General features: G+C 68.4%; 17 protein-coding genes and 1 tRNA gene. 4 read left to right on the top strand and 14 right to left on the bottom strand.

Annotated elements, in window-relative coordinates; genetic code table 11:
* The first annotated feature begins 33 nt into the window (after window positions 1-33).
* Together C5B99_RS10360 and greA are read left to right on the top strand one after the other, a co-directional pair.
* The gene (locus C5B99_RS10360; RefSeq protein ID WP_104241641.1) at window positions 34-474 is read left to right on the top strand and encodes a DUF4307 domain-containing protein; all 441 of its coding nucleotides are present in this window, start codon (window positions 34-36) and stop codon (window positions 472-474) included.
* Between the two features lie 67 nt (window positions 475-541).
* Window positions 542-1,027 carry a transcription elongation factor GreA gene (greA, locus tag C5B99_RS10365; protein WP_104241642.1) on the top strand — a complete coding sequence of 162 codons (486 nt, stop codon included), beginning with the start codon at window positions 542-544 and terminating at the stop codon, window positions 1,025-1,027.
* Between the two features lie 85 nt (window positions 1,028-1,112).
* On the opposite strand, the gene ilvA is transcribed toward greA, so the two are convergent.
* The 6 genes from ilvA to C5B99_RS10395 all read right to left on the bottom strand — a co-directional run bounded on the left by ilvA (window position 1,113) and on the right by C5B99_RS10395 (window position 6,343).
* Window positions 1,113-2,360: a threonine ammonia-lyase gene (gene ilvA, locus C5B99_RS10370; protein WP_104241643.1), complete on the bottom strand. Its 1,248-nt coding sequence runs from the start codon at window positions 2,358-2,360 to the stop codon at window positions 1,113-1,115.
* On the bottom strand, window positions 2,357-3,589 hold the full coding sequence (locus C5B99_RS10375) for an AI-2E family transporter (protein WP_104241644.1): 1,233 nt from the start codon (window positions 3,587-3,589) through the stop codon (window positions 2,357-2,359). The genes ilvA and C5B99_RS10375 overlap by 4 nt, the downstream gene beginning before the upstream one ends.
* Before the next feature lie 40 nt (window positions 3,590-3,629).
* The gene (locus C5B99_RS10380) at window positions 3,630-4,199 is read right to left on the bottom strand and encodes a LemA family protein (RefSeq protein WP_104241645.1); all 570 of its coding nucleotides are present in this window, start codon (window positions 4,197-4,199) and stop codon (window positions 3,630-3,632) included.
* A gap of 39 nt (window positions 4,200-4,238) precedes the next feature.
* Entirely contained in the window at window positions 4,239-5,231 is a 993-nt protein-coding gene (gene lipA / locus C5B99_RS10385; protein WP_104241646.1) for a lipoyl synthase, read from the bottom strand.
* Complete coding sequence (gene lipB, locus C5B99_RS10390; RefSeq protein ID WP_104241647.1) at window positions 5,228-5,875, bottom strand: lipoyl(octanoyl) transferase LipB; 648 nt, start codon at window positions 5,873-5,875, stop codon at window positions 5,228-5,230. Before lipB ends, lipA begins: the two co-directional genes overlap by 4 nt.
* Window positions 5,876-5,974: 99 nt before the next feature.
* A complete protein-coding gene (locus C5B99_RS10395; protein ID WP_104241648.1) occupies window positions 5,975-6,343 on the bottom strand; it encodes a hypothetical protein in 369 nt (122 codons plus the stop codon).
* Window positions 6,344-6,822: 479 nt separating this feature from the next.
* Between C5B99_RS10395 and C5B99_RS10400 the strand changes: the two genes are divergently transcribed.
* Window positions 6,823-8,319: an ATP-binding cassette domain-containing protein gene (locus C5B99_RS10400; protein ID WP_104241649.1), complete on the top strand. Its 1,497-nt coding sequence runs from the start codon at window positions 6,823-6,825 to the stop codon at window positions 8,317-8,319.
* Between the two features lie 49 nt (window positions 8,320-8,368).
* Here C5B99_RS10400 and C5B99_RS10405 read toward each other — a convergent pair whose 3' ends face one another.
* From C5B99_RS10405 to hisS, 7 genes are all read right to left on the bottom strand, one after another.
* Complete coding sequence (locus tag C5B99_RS10405) at window positions 8,369-9,184, bottom strand: shikimate 5-dehydrogenase (RefSeq protein WP_104241650.1); 816 nt, start codon at window positions 9,182-9,184, stop codon at window positions 8,369-8,371.
* Window positions 9,185-9,331: 147 nt separating this feature from the next.
* Window positions 9,332-9,405, bottom strand: a tRNA-Leu gene (locus C5B99_RS10410).
* Window positions 9,406-9,457: 52 nt separating this feature from the next.
* Entirely contained in the window at window positions 9,458-10,984 is a 1,527-nt protein-coding gene (locus tag C5B99_RS10415) for an NAD(P)/FAD-dependent oxidoreductase (protein WP_104241651.1), read from the bottom strand.
* Between the two features lie 51 nt (window positions 10,985-11,035).
* Window positions 11,036-11,566, bottom strand: a complete 531-nt coding sequence (locus tag C5B99_RS10420) for a DUF501 domain-containing protein (protein WP_258063141.1) — start codon at window positions 11,564-11,566, stop codon at window positions 11,036-11,038.
* A 70-nt stretch (window positions 11,567-11,636) separates the two neighbouring features.
* On the bottom strand, window positions 11,637-12,332 hold the full coding sequence (locus tag C5B99_RS10425) for a septum formation initiator family protein (protein WP_181064984.1): 696 nt from the start codon (window positions 12,330-12,332) through the stop codon (window positions 11,637-11,639).
* Window positions 12,333-12,451: 119 nt separating this feature from the next.
* Window positions 12,452-13,732, bottom strand: coding sequence for a phosphopyruvate hydratase (gene eno / locus C5B99_RS10430; RefSeq protein WP_104241653.1), 1,281 nt, complete (start codon window positions 13,730-13,732; stop codon window positions 12,452-12,454).
* Window positions 13,733-13,920: 188 nt separating this feature from the next.
* The gene (gene hisS, locus C5B99_RS10435) at window positions 13,921-15,237 is read right to left on the bottom strand and encodes a histidine--tRNA ligase (RefSeq protein ID WP_104241654.1); all 1,317 of its coding nucleotides are present in this window, start codon (window positions 15,235-15,237) and stop codon (window positions 13,921-13,923) included.
* 25 nt (window positions 15,238-15,262) lie between these two features.
* On the opposite strand from hisS, the gene C5B99_RS10440 reads away from it, so the two are divergent.
* Window positions 15,263-16,513, top strand: a complete 1,251-nt coding sequence (locus C5B99_RS10440) for a winged helix-turn-helix domain-containing protein (protein WP_104241655.1) — start codon at window positions 15,263-15,265, stop codon at window positions 16,511-16,513.
* Between the two features lie 124 nt (window positions 16,514-16,637).
* Here the strand turns inward: C5B99_RS10440 and C5B99_RS19490 are convergent, their stop codons facing one another.
* On the bottom strand, window positions 16,638-17,531 hold the full coding sequence (locus C5B99_RS19490) for a MazG nucleotide pyrophosphohydrolase domain-containing protein (protein WP_104241656.1): 894 nt from the start codon (window positions 17,529-17,531) through the stop codon (window positions 16,638-16,640).

Here is a 17,531-nt window from a genome sequence, read left to right on the forward strand (position 1 = left end):
GGCCGCGCCCGCCCTCAGTCGAGAGGAATCCACGTGTCAGCTGAACGCGAGACCCGCGCCGACACCGCCGCCACCTCAGCTGACCTCGTCGACCGCTACGGCGCCCGCGCGCCTCGCTCGGAGAAGAAGCCGGAGCGCTGGATCTGGATGGTCGTCGGCATCTTCGTCATCGCCGTCGTCGCTTTCTGGGCGACGACGACGGTCGGCCCTGTCTCCTCCTCGGCGATCCGAGCCGACACGGTGCGCTTCTCCATCGTCGACGACGCGAACGTGAGCTTCGACTACCGCATCACCGCCCCTGCCGGAACCGAGGCGACGTGCGCGATCGAGATCCGCGACGAGCAGCAGGCGGTCGTCGGCTGGGACATCGTCGACGTCCCCGCGACCGACGAGGCCTCGCAGGTCCTCAACGCGCAGGTGCGCACCACGAAGGCAGGAACCACGGCTTTGGTGAAGGAATGCTGGTTGCCGTAGAATGGCACCAGAGGCCCTGACTCGCGTCAGGGCTTTGGTCGTATCCGGCTGCACAAGGAGTTCCAGCATGGCTAACCCATCGGTGACCTGGCTCACCCAGGAGACGTATGACCGCCTCAAGGCGGAGCTCGACGAGCTCGCTGTGAACGGTCGTGAAGAGATCGCCAAGCGCATCGAAGAGGCGCGCGAAGACGGCGACCTCAAGGAGAACGCCGGCTACCACGCGGCGAAGGACGAGCAGGGCAAGATCGAAGCCCGCATCAACCAGCTCGAGACGATGCTGAAGAACTCCGAGGTCCGCGAAGCGCCAGAAGCGTCCGGCATCGTCGAGACGGGCACCGTCGTGACGGCGAAGATCGGCGGCAAGGAGCAGAAGTTCCTCCTCGGCAGCCGCGAGATGGCGTCTCAGACCCAGCTGCGCGTCTACTCGGGCGAGAGCCCGCTCGGAGCCTCGATCCTCGGCCTCGCGATCGGCGCATCCACGAGCTACGAGGCGCCGAACGGCAACTCCATCGACGTCGAGATCACCGAGGTCGAGACCTTCCACCCGTAGCCGTTCGACGCGGCCACGCACTCGGACACACGAAGAGGACCTCCCGCGGGAGGTCCTCTTCTCGTTCCTGCGAGGGTGCTCGCGATCAGGGAAGCGGGGACGCGTCCCTGCTCGTCCGCGGCTGGTAGCCGAGCGCACGCAGCGCATCCATCACCTGGTGGGAGTGCTCGGTGCCTCGAGTCTCGACCGACACCTCAAGCTCGACGTGGCTCACCTGCAGACCCTTGTTGTGGCGGGTGTGCAGCACCTCGACCACGTTCGCGTTCACCTCGCTGATGGTCTTCGCGATCAGCGCGAGCTGGCCGGGAACGTCCTGCAGCTCGATGACGAGCTTCAGGTAGCGGTCAGAGGCGGCGAGGCCGCGGCTCAGCACCTTCTCGAGCATGAGCGGGTCGATGTTGCCGCCGGACAGGATGGCGACCGTGGTGCCCGCGTCCTTGATCTTGTCCGCGAGGATGGCAGCGACGGCGGTCGCACCTGCCGGCTCGGCCACGAGCTTGGCCCGCTCGACGAGGAGCAGGATGGCGCGCGAGATGTCGTCTTCCGAGACGGTGACGACCTCGTCGACGAGATTGCGGACCACCTCGAAGGTGATCTCGCCGGGCATGTCGACGGCGATGCCGTCGGCGATGGTCGGGCGAGCCTGGATCTTCACGGGGTAGCCGGCCTCGAGCGAGACGGGGAACGGCGCAGAGTTGGCCGCCTGCACGCCGATGATGCGGATGGGCCGCCCACGCTGCTCGCCGAGGAGCTTCGCCGCGACGCTGACGCCCGAGATGAGCCCGCCGCCGCCGATGGGCACGATGATCGTGTCGACGTCGGGCGCCTGCTCGAGGATGTCCAGCGCGAGGGTGGCCTGGCCCGTGATGATGTCGGCGTGGTCGTACGGGTGGATGAACTCGGCCCCGGTGTCGACGGCGAACTGCTTGGCCGCGACGAGCGCATCCGCCACGTTGACGCCGGTCAGGACGACCTCTGCACCGTAGCCGCGGGTCGCCTGCAGCTTCGGCAGCGGAACGCCGACCGGCATGAAGATCGTCGCCTTGATGCCGAGCTCGCGGGCCGCGAAGGCGACGCCCTGCGCGTGGTTGCCGGCCGAGGCGGCCACGACTCCACGCGAGCGCTGCTCCTCGCTCAGCCGCGAAAGGCGGTACGTCGCCCCGCGGATCTTGTACGAGCCCGTGCGCTGCATGTTCTCGCACTTGAGGAGCACAGGAGAGCCGAGCTTCTCGGACAGGAACCGGGCCGAGTCGATGGGGGTCTGGGAGATGACCTGCCGCACGATTTCACGTGCGGCGACGATCTGTTCCAGCGTGATGGTGGGAGCGGTCATACCGTGCTTGCCTTCTTCTCGCGCTTGGCCTTCTCGCGCTTGGATACGGGGGTTTGCGTGATCTTCGTCGGGTCGGGGTCATCGCGCCAAGTGCCACGCGAGATGAACTGGACCATGACCTTGCCTGCCGCGACGAGGGGAACGGCGAAGACGGCGCCGGCGATGCCGCCGAAGATGGTTCCTGCGCTCACCGACAACAGCACCGCGAGCGGGTGCAGTTTCACGGCGCTGCCCATGATGAGCGGCTGCAGGATGTGCGACTCGATCTGCATGACCGCGACGACGACGATGAGCATGATGAGCGCATTGAGGAAGCCGTTGTAGGCCAGCGCCACGGCGACGGCGATCGTGCCGGCCGAGATCGCGCCGATGTAGGGGACGAACGACGCGAGGAAGACGATCACGCCGATCGGCAACGCGAACGGCACCTGCAGGATGACGGCACCGAGGTAGATGCCGACGGCGTCGATGAGCGCGACGAGCACCTGGACGCGCACGTAGTGGCCGACCGAGATCCAGCCCCGCTGGCCAGCACCGTCGATGGCGGCGCGCGCCTTCTTGGGGAAGATCGACACGATGAAGAGCCAGATGCTGCGGCCGTCGAGGAGATAGAAGATCAGGGCGAAGGCGGTGACGAGCGTGCCGGCGAGGAAGGCGACGACATTGGAGCCGACCGAGACCGCCTGGGACGCGATGGAGTTCACGTTCGACTGCACCCAGCCGACGATCTCGCTGAGTCCCGCGTCGACTTGCTCCTCGGTGACATGCAGCGGGGAGTCTCTGAGGAACTGCAGCGCCAGCTGGTACTGAGCCTCGAGCTTGCCCAGGTCGAGGTTGAAGCCTTGCGCGAACTGGCTGACGACCAGGCTGATCAGCGTGCCGATCGCGACCAGCAGGACGATGAGCGACAGGATGAGCGCCGCCCACCTCGGGAGGCCGACACCCACGAGCCACTTCATGAGCGGTGCGAGCAGCGACGCCAGGAGCGCGGCCACGAGCAGCGGAATGACGAGGATCGATGCCTGTGCGACGAGCCACCCGAGGGGAATCAGGGCCAGCAGGATGGCCACGGTGCGCCAGGCCCAGGCCGCGCCGATGCGCAGCCCCCGGGGCACGAGCTCGTCCTCGCTCTCGTTGCGGAGCGCTGGCGTGGGGTTCTGCGCCAGGGTGGAGCCGGTTCTCGGCGATGCCGCCTTGGCGGCAGTCTCGTCGAGGTCGCGTTCGGTCATAGGCTCAATACTAGGAGCGCCCGCGGACGCTGCGATGCCATTAGAACTGCACCCGAGGGGGCTGCGAGATGGCAGCCCGGTCGGCGACCTCGAAGAAGGTCCGCTGCTCGAAGTGGAGCGGGCCCGCGACGAGGTTGTTCGGGAACACCTTCACCTTGGTGTTGTACTCGCGCACTCCCCCGTTGTAGAAGCGACGCGACGCCTGGATGCGGTTCTCCACGTCGACGAGGTCGGACTGCAGCTGCAGGAACTCGCGGCTGGACTGGAGCTGCGGGTATGCCTCTGCCGCGGCGAACACGCCGCGCAGCGAGCCCTGCACGAGGTTCTCGGCCGCGCTCACCTCTTCGGGTGTCGTCGCGCGCGAACTCGCGGCTCGAGCCTCCTCGAACGCCGCGAAGACCTTGTCCTCATGCGTCGCGAGGCCGCGCACACGCGTCTCGAGCTGCGGGAGCAGCTCCTCGCGGGCCGCCAGTTGCGTCGTGATGTCGCTCCACGCTCCGTCGACGCGGGCGCTCAGGCGCTTGAGCGAGCGGTTGGTGGCGACGACGTAGACGACTACGGCGATGACGATGAGGAGCACGGCTCCGACAGCGATCCAGACTTCGAGCATGCCGGAATGGTAACCCGCCTCGACTGCGAGACGGCGGGGTCAGCCCACCGCTTGAGCGAATTCGCTGGATGCGGAGTCCGCGAGGTGCTGAAGATGCTGCGGGATGGGCATCCCGCGGCGTCGAGCAGCCTGTGCCCAGAGTCGACCGGCGCGGTAGGAGGAGCGGACGAGCGGGCCGGCGAGCACCCCGAGGAAGCCGATCTCCTCGGCCACGGCCTTGAGCGCGATGAACTCCTGCGGCTTGACCCACCGCGCCACGGGCAGGTGCCTTGGGCTCGGCCGGAGATACTGCGTGAGCGTGATGATGTCGCAGCCCGCATCGTGAAGGTCGGCGAGCGCCTGCTCGATCTCATCGCGCTCCTCCCCCATGCCGAGGATCAGGTTGGACTTCGTGACGAGCCCCGCGGCCCTGGCCTGCGTGAGGACGTCGAGCGAGCGCTCGTATCTGAAGGCGGGGCGGATGCGCTTGAAGATGCGAGGCACGGTCTCCACGTTGTGCGCGAACACCTCGGGCCTCGAGGAGAAGACCTCTCCGAGAAGCGCAGGGTTGCCGGAGAAGTCCGTCGCGAGGATCTCGACACCGGTCCCCGGGTTCTCGGCGTGGATGCGCCGGACCGTCTCCGCGTGCAGCCAGGCGCCCTCGTCCGGCAGGTCATCACGGGCGACTCCGGTCACGGTCGCGTAGCGCAGCCCCATGGTCGTGACGGACTCCGCCACCCGGCGCGGCTCGTCGGTGTCGTAGTCGGCAGGCTTGCCCGTATCGATCTGGCAGAAGTCGCAGCGACGGGTGCACTGCGAACCGCCGATGAGGAACGTGGCCTCCCTGTCCTCCCAGCATTCGTAGATGTTCGGGCAGCCTGCCTCCTGGCAGACGGTGTGCAGGCCGCCCGCCTTGACGAGCTCCGAGACCTGCCGGAACTCCGGCCCCATCTTCGCTCTCGTCTTGATCCACTCCGGCTTGCGCTCGATGGGTGTCTGGGCGTTCCGCGCCTCGACGCGGAGCAGCTTGCGGCCCTCGGGCTTGATCGTCACGCTGCGACTCCCGCGTCGACACCGAGGTGAGCGGTGAGTAGTTCGGCCGCTCTCGGAGCAACCTCCGCGGGGGTGATCGACAGCCCGAGCTCCGCGCTCAGGGACGTGACTCCGGCGTCGGCGATGCCGCACGGCACGATGCGGCTGAAGGGCTCGAGGGAGTTGGAGCAGTTGAGCGCGAAGCCGTGCATCGTGCAGCCTTCGACGACACGGACCCCGATCGCGGCGATCTTCCGAGCACCGTGGTCGTCCTCGACCCACACGCCGGAACGGCCGTCGACCTGCACGCCCTCGACGCCGAACTCGGCGACGAGCTCGATGAGGGCCGCCTCGAGGCGGCGGACGTGGGCGACGACGTCGATGGGCTCGGGCAGCTTGACGATCGGATAGCCGACGAGCTGGCCGGGCCCATGCCAGGTCAGCCGCCCTCCGCGGTCGACCTCGACGACGGGCGTGCCGTCGCTGGGCCGTTCGCTCCGCCTGGTGAGGCGCCCCGCCGTGTAGACGCTCGGGTGTTCGAGGAGGACAAGCGCGTCGCCCCGGTCTCCCCGAACGCGCTCGGCGTGCAGCCGCCGCTGGAGCGCGAGAGCCTCCGCGTAGTCGACCGTGGTGGGCTCGAATCCCGGCGTCAGCACATGCATCATGACGACAGTGTTGCATATTCTGTACGAAGTACAACAACTGCTTGCCGGCACGAGGGGCACCGTTCTGGGCGGCCCTCATGCCGGCACGACCGACGCCGGTTACACCGCGATCTGCGCAGCAACCACCTTCAGCTTGTGGCGAGCGAGCGCCAGGTTGGCGCTCGTGCGATTGAGCACCAGATAGATGAACAGACCGCTCGACCCCTGCGAGTTGAGGACGTTGATGAGGTGGTACTGCGAACTCAGCGTGATCAGGATGTCGTCGATCTCATCGGCGATGCCGAGCTCGGACATCGTGCTGAGCTTCGCGCGCACGACGTTGGCGTTGCCCGCGGCGGCGATGCCGAGATCGAACGACGGATTGCCGCCCTGCGCCAGCGCCATGCCGCTCGCGTAGTCGACGATCGCGGCCCCCGTCGCGCCTTCGATGCTCAGCAGCTGGTTGATGGCCTCATCGAGTGAACTCATGTCTTGTCTCCCCCTTGTTTTTGTGTCGCTGCCTCATCGACCCCGGACCTGCAGGTCAGATGTCGTCCTGCACCATCGTCCCTGTCGAAGTGAATGAGGCATCCGACTCGCCCATGCCGACGGGACAACGATCCGCGAGCGGCGCACCGTACGCGAGCGGTCCTGCATGCTCGCGGAGCGGCCACCCCGTCACGTCGGCCGTCGTCCACACGGCAGGTAGATCCGGTTCCCTCATCCGATCGACCGGCGAGAAGGGTGTCTGCGCGTGAACATCAGGCCGACGTTGTACGTGTCGGCATCAGCTGCAGATAGCAGCCGAAACGACAGTAGCGCACACCCGAGCGGTGCTCTGGCCATGCAGAGCGCCGATCTCGTATAGATTGGAGTCGTCTGAGTTCGCGGATCTCCGCGAGGGGGGCAGACACGCGGAGCTGTTTCGCTCTGAGAATCATGCTTCGCACATCTATCGAGGGGGAACGATGGAAACTCTTGTGCACCTGATCGGCGCAACGACTTCGTACGGCAACCGACAGGTGCTCCGGGCGGTCGACCTCACCCTGTATCGGGGGCAGATCGTCGGGCTCATCGGCGTCAACGGCGCAGGAAAGAGCACGCTCGTGAGCACACTCGTCGGACGCCAGCAGCTCGAATCCGGAACCATGATTCTCGGCGAGGAGCCGTACGCGCCTGCCTCACTCGCGGAGGCGCAGGCCTGCGGCGTCGGAGTGATCACCCAGAACGCGGAGCCGCCGAGGGGCCTGACGGTCGCGCAGGCGCTCTTCCGCAACACCTATCGGGCCGATGAGTCGCACGAGGCGGTTCTCGAACGCGCACGGGAACTCGTCGAGCAGACCAGCACCGAACTCGATCTTCACGCGATGATCGATGAGCTCGACCGGGGTCGTCGCGCGCTCGTCGAGGTCGTTCGCATGCTCGCCGAGGAGGCGCAGCTCGTCGTGATCGACGAGGTGGCCGTCACGCTCGCGGACCACGAGATCGCGCTCCTGCACCGAGTGCTCCGGCAGCTCGCCTCGCAGGGCCGAAGCATCCTGTACATCACGCACCGCATGGACGAGGTGCAGTCGATCGTCGACCGCGTCCTCCTGCTCCGTGACGGCACGATCGCCATCGACACCCCCATCGGCGGGCTCAGCGCCGAGGAGCTCACGGTCATGCTCATCGGCGAGCTGCCGGACGCGGAAGCGAGCCTCGCGAGCTCCGGGGAGGATGCGCACCGTGCCGCGCTCGCCGCGTTCGGCGTCGGCGACGGGCGCCTTCTGCACGGCGTCGATCTCCACGTGCGGCCGGGCGAGGTCGTTGGCGTCACGGGGACGCACGACTCGGGCGTCCGTCAGCTCATCGAGATCCTCGGTGGCGCGACCCGCCCGCAGCAGGGCCACGTGGAGCTGTTCGGGGAGCCTGTCGACCTGGCAGAGGCAGGCGTCGCCGAAGCTCACGGCGTGAGCTTCCTCGCGGACGCGGTTCCGGGGTTCGACGCCGACCGGAGCCTCATCCACGGCGTCGGCGCGACTGATGCGACCCTCGGCGCGGAGATCTCGCGGGCGAGGAAGATGATCGACCTCGTGCACCGACTGCGCATCAACACCGCGAGCATCCACACCGCGCTCGCAGAGCTCTCGGGCGGAGACCAGCAGAAAGCCGAGTTCATCCGTGCCGTCGAGCGCGGCGGCACGGTGCTCGTGCTCGCTCACCCGACGCAGGGCGTCGACGTCGGCGCACGTCGTGCCGTCTTCACCTTCCTCCACAGCCTCGCCGAGACCGGCACGGCGGTCGTGTTCCTGGGCACAGATCTCACCGAGCTGCTCAGGTGGAGCCACCGCGTCGTGGTGCTCGCCAACGGCAGGACCGCGCTCGAGGGACGCTCCGAGCTGCTCGACGAGGACATGATCGTGCACGCAATGCTCGGCGCCCAGCGCGCCGAACGAGTTGGGCGCCGAGCAGCCACGGCCACGTAGCAGGTTGGCTCGCCACCGAGACCGCGGCGCCCCGGTCCCGTCGAGCGGCCTAGAGCTCTCGAGAGAAGGCGGCCGCCCGCTCGACCTGCTCGGCGGTGATGCGCTCCCCCGTGTACTTCTCGAACTGCCTGGCCGCCTGCAGGGCGGCAACAGCGGCACCGGTGACCACGGGAACACCCTGCGCTCGTGCGAGCCTGATGAGTGGGGTCTCCGCCGGGAAGGCGACGACGTCGAACACGAGTGCAGCGGCGGCCACCTGCTCCTCGCTGAACGACAGCACGGCCTCGTCTGCCCCGGTCATGCCCAGGGGCGTGACATTGACCAGCACGAAGGCACCTGGCTCGGGGTCGGCGCTCTGCCACCGGTACCCGTACTTCTCTGCGAGGGCGGTGCCGGCGATCTCATTGCGCGCGACGACGGTCAGATCGCCGAAGCCGGCGTCCCGGAACGCCGCGACGACGGCCTTCGCCATGCCACCGGCACCGCGCACGACCACCGGCAGCGTCGAGCTGATGTCGTGCTCGGCGATGAGCTCGGCGATGGCCTCGTAGTCGGTGTTCGACGCGATGAGCCTGCCGCCGTCATTCACGATCGTGTTGACCGACTCGATAGCCAGGGCGGAAGGGTCGAGCTCGTCGACGAGCGCGATCACGGCTTCCTTGAAGGGCATCGACACGGAGCATCCGCGGATGCCGAGCGCGGTGACACCGCGGATCGCGCCCTCGATGTCGTCCGTCGTGAAGGCCTTGTAGATGAAGTTGAGACCGAGCTCCTCGTAGAGGTAGTTGTGGAACCGCGTCCCCAGGTTCGACGGCCGCGCGGCGAGCGAGATGCAGAGGGTCATGTCCTTGTTGAGAATCGGCATACGGCCAGTATCGCGGGTCGGCGCCGAGTGCGCCCCAGCAGCTGCCACGAACGCGGACACACCACAGCGATCAGACGGGCAGGACGTCGAGGTGAGGGATGCGGCGGTTGCGCGCGAAGCTCGACGCGAGCCGGAGTCGTTGCTCAGTGCCCCCACTGGGATTCGAACCCAGAACACAAGGATTTTAAGTCCTCTGCCTCTGCCAGTTGGGCCATAGGGGCGTACACGTCGGGGCCGCCGCATCCGAAGATGTGACGGCCCCGACGAGGTCAGCTACTTGCTGTCGCCAGCAGGCGCCTTGGCCGCGCGCGCGGCGGGCTTCGGAGCAGCCGATCCCGCTTCAGCGGCGACCTTCTCGGTCACCGTCTTGCCGCTGGTGTCCGCCGCAGGCTTCTCGGTCGAGGCGGCAGCCTTGTCGCCGCCGTGCTCGCTCGACGCGGGGAGCTTCTTCGGCGCATCCGCCTTGGCCTCGGGGGCTGCCGGGCGGGGACGCGAAGCGAACCGCTCGAAACCGGCGCGAGGCGTCTCGCGGGCGCTGAGCGAGACGAAGTCGCGGCCGAGCACGAAGTTGTTGATCCAGCCCGTGAGCACGCGGATCTTGCGCTCGACGGTCGGGATCGCCAGGTCGTGGTAGCCACGGTGGGCGAGCCAGGCGAGCACACCGGTCAGGGCGAAGGTGCCCGACTGGAATGCGCCGACGCCGATGCCGAGACCGGCAACCGCGCCCATGTTCTCGTGGTAGTAGTCCTTCGGCGTTCCGCCGCGGAGCGTCGCCACGAGGTTGGAGGCCATGAGCTTGCCCTGACGGACCGCGTGCTGGGCGTTCGGCACGCAGAAGCCGCCGACTCCACCACCGGAGAGGTCGGGGACCGCCGAGACGTCGCCGGCCGCCCAGGCGTCCTGGACGATGCCGTTGTCGCCCTCGACACGGAGGTCGGCGCGTGCCCGGAGGCGTCCGCGCTCGTCGACCGGGAGGTCGCTGTTGCTCTTGATGATCGGAGCTGCCATGACGCCGGCGGTCCAGACGATGACATCGGTGGGGAACTTGTCGCCAGCCGAGGTCTCGACGACGCCATCGACCGCAGAGGTGACCTGCGTGTTGAGGTGCACCGTCGCGCCGCGCTCCGCGAGGTTCTTGATGACCCACAGTGCGGTGTCTTCCGACACCTCGGGCATGATGCGCCCGGCAGCCTCGATGAGGTGGAAGTGCACGTCGTCGAACTGCAGCGACGGGTAGTCCTCCAGCAGCGCGGTCGCGAGCGAGCGCATCTCGGCGAACGACTCGATGCCGGCGAAGCCACCGCCGACGACGACGAACGTGAGGAGGCGCGTGCGCTCCGGGCCCGGGGCCATGGTCGACGCCTTGTTGAAGTTGTCGATCATCGTGTCGCGGATCCACGTGGCCTCTTCGACCGTCTTCACGCCGATCGCGTTGTCGGCGATGCCGGGGATCGGGAAGGTGCGCGAGACGGCGCCGGCGGTGACCACGATGATGTCGTAGTTGACCGTGTACGGCTCGCCGATCTGGGGCGTGATGGTCGCCGTCTTCGTGGCGTGGTCGATGTTCGTGACCTCAGCCGTGATGACGCGCGAGCGCTTGAGGTGGCGACGCAGCGAGACGACTGCGTGACGCGGCTCGATGTTGCCGCTGATGACCTCTGGGAGGAATGGCTGGTACGTCATGTACGGCAGCGGATCGACGACTGTGACCTGGGCTTCGCCCGGGTTCAGCTGCTTCTCGAGCTGCCACGCCGTGTAAAAGCCGGCGTAGCCTCCGCCAACGATGAGAATCTTAGTCACGTACTTGTACTCCCTGCATGCGATGGTTGGGCGAGGAAAACCTTGTCAAGTCTACTCCTGCGCGTCACGGGCGAGTGCATCGCCCGGGTTCGCGCACACGCAGCGCTTCGGAGACCAGGTGGACAGCTCGAGCGCCCAGTCTCCGACGGGGTTCACTCCGGGCCCCGCGACCAGCGAATGGGCGGCCAGGGCGTGGAGGCACTTCACGCGCGTGGGCATGCCGCCGGCGGTGACACCGGCGATCTCCTCGACGACCTCGAGCGATTCGCGTTCGGCGAGGTAGCGCTCGTGTGCGGCCAGGTAGGCGACACGGAACTCCTCGTCGTCGCTCAACCGCTGCTGCATCTCCGGCATGATCTGCTCCGCCTCGATCTGCGACATCGCGATGGTCGCGGCGGGATGAGACAGGTAGTAGAGCGTGGGGAACGGTGTGCCGTCGGGCAGCCGTGGGCGCGTGACGACGACTGTCGGGTTGCCGCAGACGCACCGGGCGCCGATCCCGACGACACCCCGCATGGGGCGGCCGAGCTGCTCCCCCATGACCTCGAGGTCGCGTTCGCTGGCTACTGAGTACTCGAGCATTAGTCGCTTTCGGTTCTGCGGGCGGATGCGCTGGAGTGACGATCCGCGGGGTTCGATGTGCTTCGTGGTGCTAGTCGCCCGGGGTGGGCGCGGGTGCCGGCGCGGTGCCGGCGGTCACCATCGACTCGACGAAGCTGTCGAGCCAGCTGGCCTGCGTCTCGTGGAGCTCGGTGCTGATGTTGCTCTGCTGCTGCTTGTTGGTGGCGGGCGGGTCGAGCACGAGGTAGCTCGTGTCGCCGGGCATGACGAACAAGAGGCGCCCGCGGGCCTGCGACTGGATGTAGGCGGGGTCGCTCCACCTGTCGCGTTCCGTGGCGATCTCATCCACGCTCTGCTGCGTCTCCGTCAGCTCGGCCTGCAGCTGCGCGACGTACTGCCGCTGCGCGATGTAGCGCTGCGCGGTGGGTGCCAGCACCGCGATGCCGAGGATCACGACGAGTGCCACGAGCACGGTCGCGCCGTTCGGGCGCACGGTCGGGATACGACGCCGTTGTTTCGACGACCCGCTCGACGAGCCGCTGGACGACTGCTTGCGCGGCGACGACGACGACGGCTTGGAGCGGGACCTCGACTTCGAGGGCGTGGCCTTCGACGGGGTGGACTTCGACGAGCCCTTCGCCGCCGCCTTGGCTGGGGTGCCGCCCTTCGGCTTGGCGCTCCCGCTCGACTTCGCGCCCGCGTTCGGCCTCGACGGAGCGCGCGGCGTGGCCTTCGACTCGGCTCCCCCGCTCCGGCCCGAGCTCGACTTTCCCGTCGACTTCGCCATGCGCATCCCCCTCCCGTGTCGGCTTCCCATCATGCCGAACGGGCCGGGGACTTGCCCCGACCCGTTCGTGTGTCGCGTTGATCAGCGCGGCGGTGAGCCGCGTCGACCGGCCCGAATGCCTAAGCCTTGTGGCGGGGGAAGGCGCTGCGGCCTGCGTAGACGGCTGCGTCGCCGAGCTCTTCCTCGATGCGGAGGAGCTCGTTGTACTTCGCGACGCGGTCGGTGCGGGCAGGCGCACCCGTCTTGATCTGGCCGGAGTTCGTGGCGACCGCGAGGTGCGCGATCGTCGCATCCTCGGTCTCGCCCGAACGGTGCGACAGGATCGCCGTGTAGCCGGCGCGCTGCGCGAGCGAGACAGCGTCGAGCGTCTCGGTGAGCGTGCCGATCTGGTTGACCTTCACGAGGAGCGAGTTCGCTGCGCCCTCCGTGATGCCGCGCTGGAGGCGCTCCGGGTTGGTGACGAACAGGTCGTCGCCGACGATCTGCACCTTGGCGCCGATGGCGGCCGTGAGGGCCTGGTAGCCGGACCAGTCGTCCTCGTCCAGCGGGTCCTCGATCGTGACGATCGGGTAGTCGGCGACGAGCTTCTCGTAGAAGGACGTCATCTCCTCAGCCGAGACCTCAGCACCCTCGAAGTGGTACTTGCCGTCCTTGAAGAACTCGCTCGAGGCGACGTCCATGCCGAGCACGATGTCGGTGCCGAGCTCGTACTTCGTCGCGCCGATGGCCTCGACGATGAGGTCGAGTGCCGCACGCGTGTTGGGCAGGTCGGGGGCGAAGCCGCCCTCGTCGCCGAGGCCCGTTGCGTAGCCCTTGGAGTGAAGGGTCTTCTTGAGCTGGTGGTACACCTCGGTGCCCCAGCGAAGCGCCTCGCTGAAGGTCTCTGCACCGATGGGGAGGATCATGAACTCCTGCACGTCGATGCCGTTGTCAGCGTGCGCGCCACCGTTGATGATGTTCATCATCGGCACGGGGAGCACGTGAGCGTTGGGGCCGCCGACGTAGCGGAAGAGCGGGAGGCCAGCCGAGTCGGCTGCTGCCTTCGCGACTGCGAGGCTCACGCCGAGGATGGCGTTCGCGCCGAGGCGCTTCTTGTTGGGGGTACCGTCGAGCTCCTTGAGCTCCTCGTCGACGAGACGCTGGTCGCTGGCGTCGAAGAACTCGATGGCGGGGTCGATCTCGTCGATGACGGCCTCGACGGCCTTCTGGACGCCCTTGCCGAGGTAGCGGTCGGCGTCGCCGTCGCGCAGCTCGAAGGCTTCGAAGGCGCCGGTGGATGCGCCGGACGGCACAGCCGCACGGCCGGTCGATCCGTCATCGAGCAGAACCTCGACCTCGACGGTTGGGTTGCCTCGGGAATCGAGGATCTCGCGGGCGTGGACGACGTCAATAAGGGCCACAGGATGCTCCTTGCGAATCAGTAGCGTACGGACCGCCAGAGACGCGGTCCTTCGTCAGTGTATCGGGGTCGGCGGAACGTGAGGAGGGCGCGGACGCGCTGACGTCACGAGGTGGGCGACGTGGCTTGCGACCTCCGCCCCGCGGGGATCGTGCCGAGAAGCGCTCCCCCTCGTTCGGAGGTGCCAGGCTACGAGCCCTGGAGCGCCTCGAAGCTGAGCGTCTCGGGCGCGGCGACGTGCTCGTCGCGCACGTGGGCCACGTGCGTGAACCCCTGCTCGGCGAGCGAGGCAAGAAGGCCGCGCACGTTCTTGGGCTTCTTGGCGACGCGCACGCGCGACGCTCCGGAGCGCACGACCACGCCCTTGACCTTCGCGATGTCAGCGACCGACGCTCGCTTGTCGAAGAGCAGCGCCACGGCACGCTCCTCGCCCGAGTCGGGCAGCTGCGCGAGGTCGACGATGCGCTCGAAGCCGATCGAGAACCCGCACGCCGGCACATCCTGACCAAGGAAACGGCCGATCATGCCGTCGTAGCGTCCGCCACCCCCGACCGAGGAGCCCGACTCCGGGTGCGCCGCCTCGAAGATCGTGCCCGTGTAGTAGCCCATGCCACGCACGAGGCTCGGGTCGAACACGAGCCGGATGGAGGCGCCCGCCGCGAAGGCCGCATCCGCGATCTCGACCATGCCCTCGACGACCTCGACGACGGCCGGGTCCTCCCGGAGCGCACCGGGCAGGCTCGTGAGCACCGTCGCGCGATCAAGACGGATGCCGGTCTCGAGCAGGGGCGCCCACGTGGCGAGCGCCGCCGCGAGCTGCAGCGCGGCCGTCGCGTTGAGCGTCGCGAGCTCAGCCGCCACTCCCTCTGGCCCGATCTTGTCGAGCTTGTCGATCGTGATGAGTGCGGCGCCGTGCTCGGATTCCGCGAATCCGCAGTGCACGAGCAGAGCGGTGAGCAGGCGCCGGTCGTTGACTCGGATCGTGCAGTTGTCGAGGCCGAGCTCGACGAGCGCGGCCGATGACGCGACCAGCAGCTCGACCTCGGCGAGCGCACCCGGCTCGCCGATGATGTCGATGTCGCACTGCACGAACTGCCGGTAGCGCCCCTTCTGCGGCCGCTCCGCGCGCCAGACCGGCGCCATCTGCAGGCTGCGGAATACCCCGGGCAGGGTTCCGCGGTGCGTGGCGACGAACCGCGCGAGCGGCACCGTCAGGTCGAAGCGCAGACCAAGGTCGCTCAGCGCGAGAGGGTCGCCGGCCTCGGCGGCAGCGGCAAGCGCCTCGGCGTCGAGCGCGCGCTTCATGACGGCGAAGGACAGCTTCTCGTTGTCGCCGCCGAGCCCCGAGTGCAGCCGCGCGGCGTCCTCGACGACCGGCGTCTCGATCTCATCGAAGCCGTGCCTCGTGTACACCTCGCGGATCGTCCCGAGGATGCGCTCGCGCCTGCGCTTGTCTGCCGGAAGGAAATCGCGCATGCCACGAGGCGGAGTGATCTGAGAAGCCATTGCACTATTCTCGCAGGATGATCGCATGCGACGGATTCGGGGGCGCCGCGTGACCGGCCAGCTCCCCCTCATCGGTGCGGCTCAGGCCAGACGCATCGCGCTCGCGGCCCAGGGGTTCGGCGGGCGGAAGGCCGCGACCGAAGCCGGAACGCGGCAGCTGGGCTCGCTGCTCTCGCGCATCCACCTGCTGCAGATCGACTCCGTGAACGTGTGGGAGCGCAGCCACTACATGCCCGTCTTCTCTCGACTGGGCGACTACGACAAGGCAGCACTCGACCGTCTCGCGTCCGGTCGCCAACCGCGCCTCACGGAGTACTGGGCCCACGAAGCGGCGCTGCTCCCCGTCTCGTCGCTCCCGCTCTTCGGGTGGCGGATGCGCGACAAAGAGGAACGAGACCGCCGCAAGAACGCAGAGTTCCTCGAGGGCCACGCGGCGACGATCGCGTGGCTGCGTGCCGAACTCCTCCAGCGAGGCCCGCTCGCCGCCAGCGAGTTCGAGCACGAGGCCAACAAGCGGCGCGGCTCCTGGTGGGAGTGGTCGGACGTCAAGATCGTGCTCGAGTACCTCTTCCGCTGGGGTGAGCTCGCATCAGCACCCCGCAAGGGCTTCGAGCGGCGCTACGCGCTGCCGGAGCAGGTGCTGCCGCCCGAGGTGCTCGGCGCCGAGGTGAGCACGCGCGACGCGGTCCGTGCGCTCACCGGCATGGCCGCCGCCGCCCACGGCATCGGCACCACGGCCGACCTGGCCGACTACTTCCGCGTGCCGATGGCGCTCACGAAGACGGCGCTCGAAGAGCTCGCCGACTCCGGCGAGGTCCTGCCCGTCCGAGTCGCCGAGTGGGGCAAGGACGGTCAGTCGGGAACGGCGTGGCTGCATCGCGACGCGAGGCGGCCACGCGCGATGGACGCGGCAGCGCTCCTCTCGCCCTTCGACCCCGTCGTCTGGTTCCGACCGAGAGCCGAGCGGATGCACGACTTCCACTACCGCATCGAGATCTACACACCCGCCGAGAAGCGGGTCTACGGCTATTACTCCCTGCCGATCCTGCTCGGCGACGCGGTGGTCGGCCGCGTCGACCTGAAGAACGACCGGCAGTCGCGCATCCTGCGCGTGCAATCTGCATGGAGCGAGGCGGATGCGCCCGCCGACATCGCCGAACGCACCGCCGTGCTGCTGCGCGATGCCGCCGCCTGGCAGCACCTCGACGACATCGTCGTGGCCGACCGTGGCAATCTCGCCCGCGACCTGGGCGGCGCGCTCACGTCGACGAGCTGACGCGACGCCGCGGCCGGCCTTCCCGCCTGCCTGCCCGGCCCGCCGGCCTGGTCGAACGCTGCCCGGCGCTTCGCCCTCCAAGTCTTGCCCCAGAGGGGTATTCAACGGGCAGCGATCACGTAGTTCAGGCGTCTCGCGTTTCGGCTTCGGCTTCGGCTTCGGCTTCGGCCGATCGGATGCGCGCCTCGAGTTCGCGGTTGGCGAGCCGCATCGCACGCTCGGCGTCGAGCCCCCGTGCATCCGCGTCGCGCACGAGCGCAAGCAGCGTTCGCCCCAGCGTCAGTTCCTCGTCAGGCGCGTCCCCGGTGGCTGCGCCCTCCTCTCCCACCCCGGGTTTCGGGATGGCTTCCACGCTTCCGGATGGCTTGCTTTCCATCCCGAAGCGCCCAACCCATCCCGAATCGCTGGGGGAGGCGACGGGCGAATCGCTGGGCGAGGCAGCGGGCGAATCGCTGGGCGAGGCGGCGGCGGGCGAGGCGACGGGCGAATCGCTGGGCGAGGCGGCGGGCGAGGCAGCGGCTGAGACGGCGGCCGCACCGAGCTGGCGCTCCTTGCCGAGCAGCTTCTGCGCGAGCGCAAGCGCCGACATCCCGCGGGGCACGCCGTCGAGCACGCTCGTGCGGTCGCGCTTCTCGATGGCCTTGGCCTCCTGCCAGAGGCGGATGATCTCGTCGATGTCGCGGGTGGGCGTCGGCCCGAAGACGTGCGGGTTCCGGCGCACGAGCTTGTCGGCCTGCTCACGAGCGACGTCCTCGAGCGTGAAGGCGCCCTGCGCCCGCTGGGCGGCGATGTCCGAGTGGAAGAGCACCTGGAAGAGCACGTCGCCGAGCTCCTCGCGGATGTCGGTGGGGTCGTCGCTCTCGAGCGCCTCGACGAGCTCCGCGGACTCCTCCGTGAGGTACTTCACGAGCGTTGCGTGGGTCTGCTCCTCGTACCAGGCGCATCCGGCGTCTCCGCGGAACGCCTCCACGACGCTGAGCAGCCGGAGCAGCTCGGGACGATCGCTCGCCTCCCCCAC

This window comes from Pseudoclavibacter sp. Z016, from assembly GCF_002931215.1.
Lineage (GTDB): Bacteria > Actinomycetota > Actinomycetes > Actinomycetales > Microbacteriaceae > Pseudoclavibacter.

Excerpts from the sequence above, each read along its gene's own strand:
- greA (WP_104241642.1), top strand. The coding sequence starts at position 542 with ATGGCTAACCCATCGGTGACCTGGCTCACCCAGGAGACGTATGACCGC.
- ilvA (WP_104241643.1), bottom strand. The coding sequence starts at position 2,360 with ATGACCGCTCCCACCATCACGCTGGAACAGATCGTCGCCGCACGTGAA.
- C5B99_RS10375 (WP_104241644.1), bottom strand. The coding sequence starts at position 3,589 with ATGACCGAACGCGACCTCGACGAGACTGCCGCCAAGGCGGCATCGCCG.
- C5B99_RS10380 (WP_104241645.1), bottom strand. The coding sequence starts at position 4,199 with ATGCTCGAAGTCTGGATCGCTGTCGGAGCCGTGCTCCTCATCGTCATC.
- lipB (WP_104241647.1), bottom strand. The coding sequence starts at position 5,875 with ATGATGCATGTGCTGACGCCGGGATTCGAGCCCACCACGGTCGACTAC.
- C5B99_RS10395 (WP_104241648.1), bottom strand. The coding sequence starts at position 6,343 with ATGAGTTCACTCGATGAGGCCATCAACCAGCTGCTGAGCATCGAAGGC.
- C5B99_RS10400 (WP_104241649.1), top strand. The coding sequence starts at position 6,823 with ATGGAAACTCTTGTGCACCTGATCGGCGCAACGACTTCGTACGGCAAC.
- C5B99_RS10405 (WP_104241650.1), bottom strand. The coding sequence starts at position 9,184 with ATGCCGATTCTCAACAAGGACATGACCCTCTGCATCTCGCTCGCCGCG.
- C5B99_RS10420 (WP_258063141.1), bottom strand. The coding sequence starts at position 11,566 with ATGCTCGAGTACTCAGTAGCCAGCGAACGCGACCTCGAGGTCATGGGG.
- C5B99_RS10425 (WP_181064984.1), bottom strand. The coding sequence starts at position 12,332 with ATGGCGAAGTCGACGGGAAAGTCGAGCTCGGGCCGGAGCGGGGGAGCC.
- hisS (WP_104241654.1), bottom strand. The coding sequence starts at position 15,237 with ATGGCTTCTCAGATCACTCCGCCTCGTGGCATGCGCGATTTCCTTCCG.
- C5B99_RS10440 (WP_104241655.1), top strand. The coding sequence starts at position 15,263 with ATGCGACGGATTCGGGGGCGCCGCGTGACCGGCCAGCTCCCCCTCATC.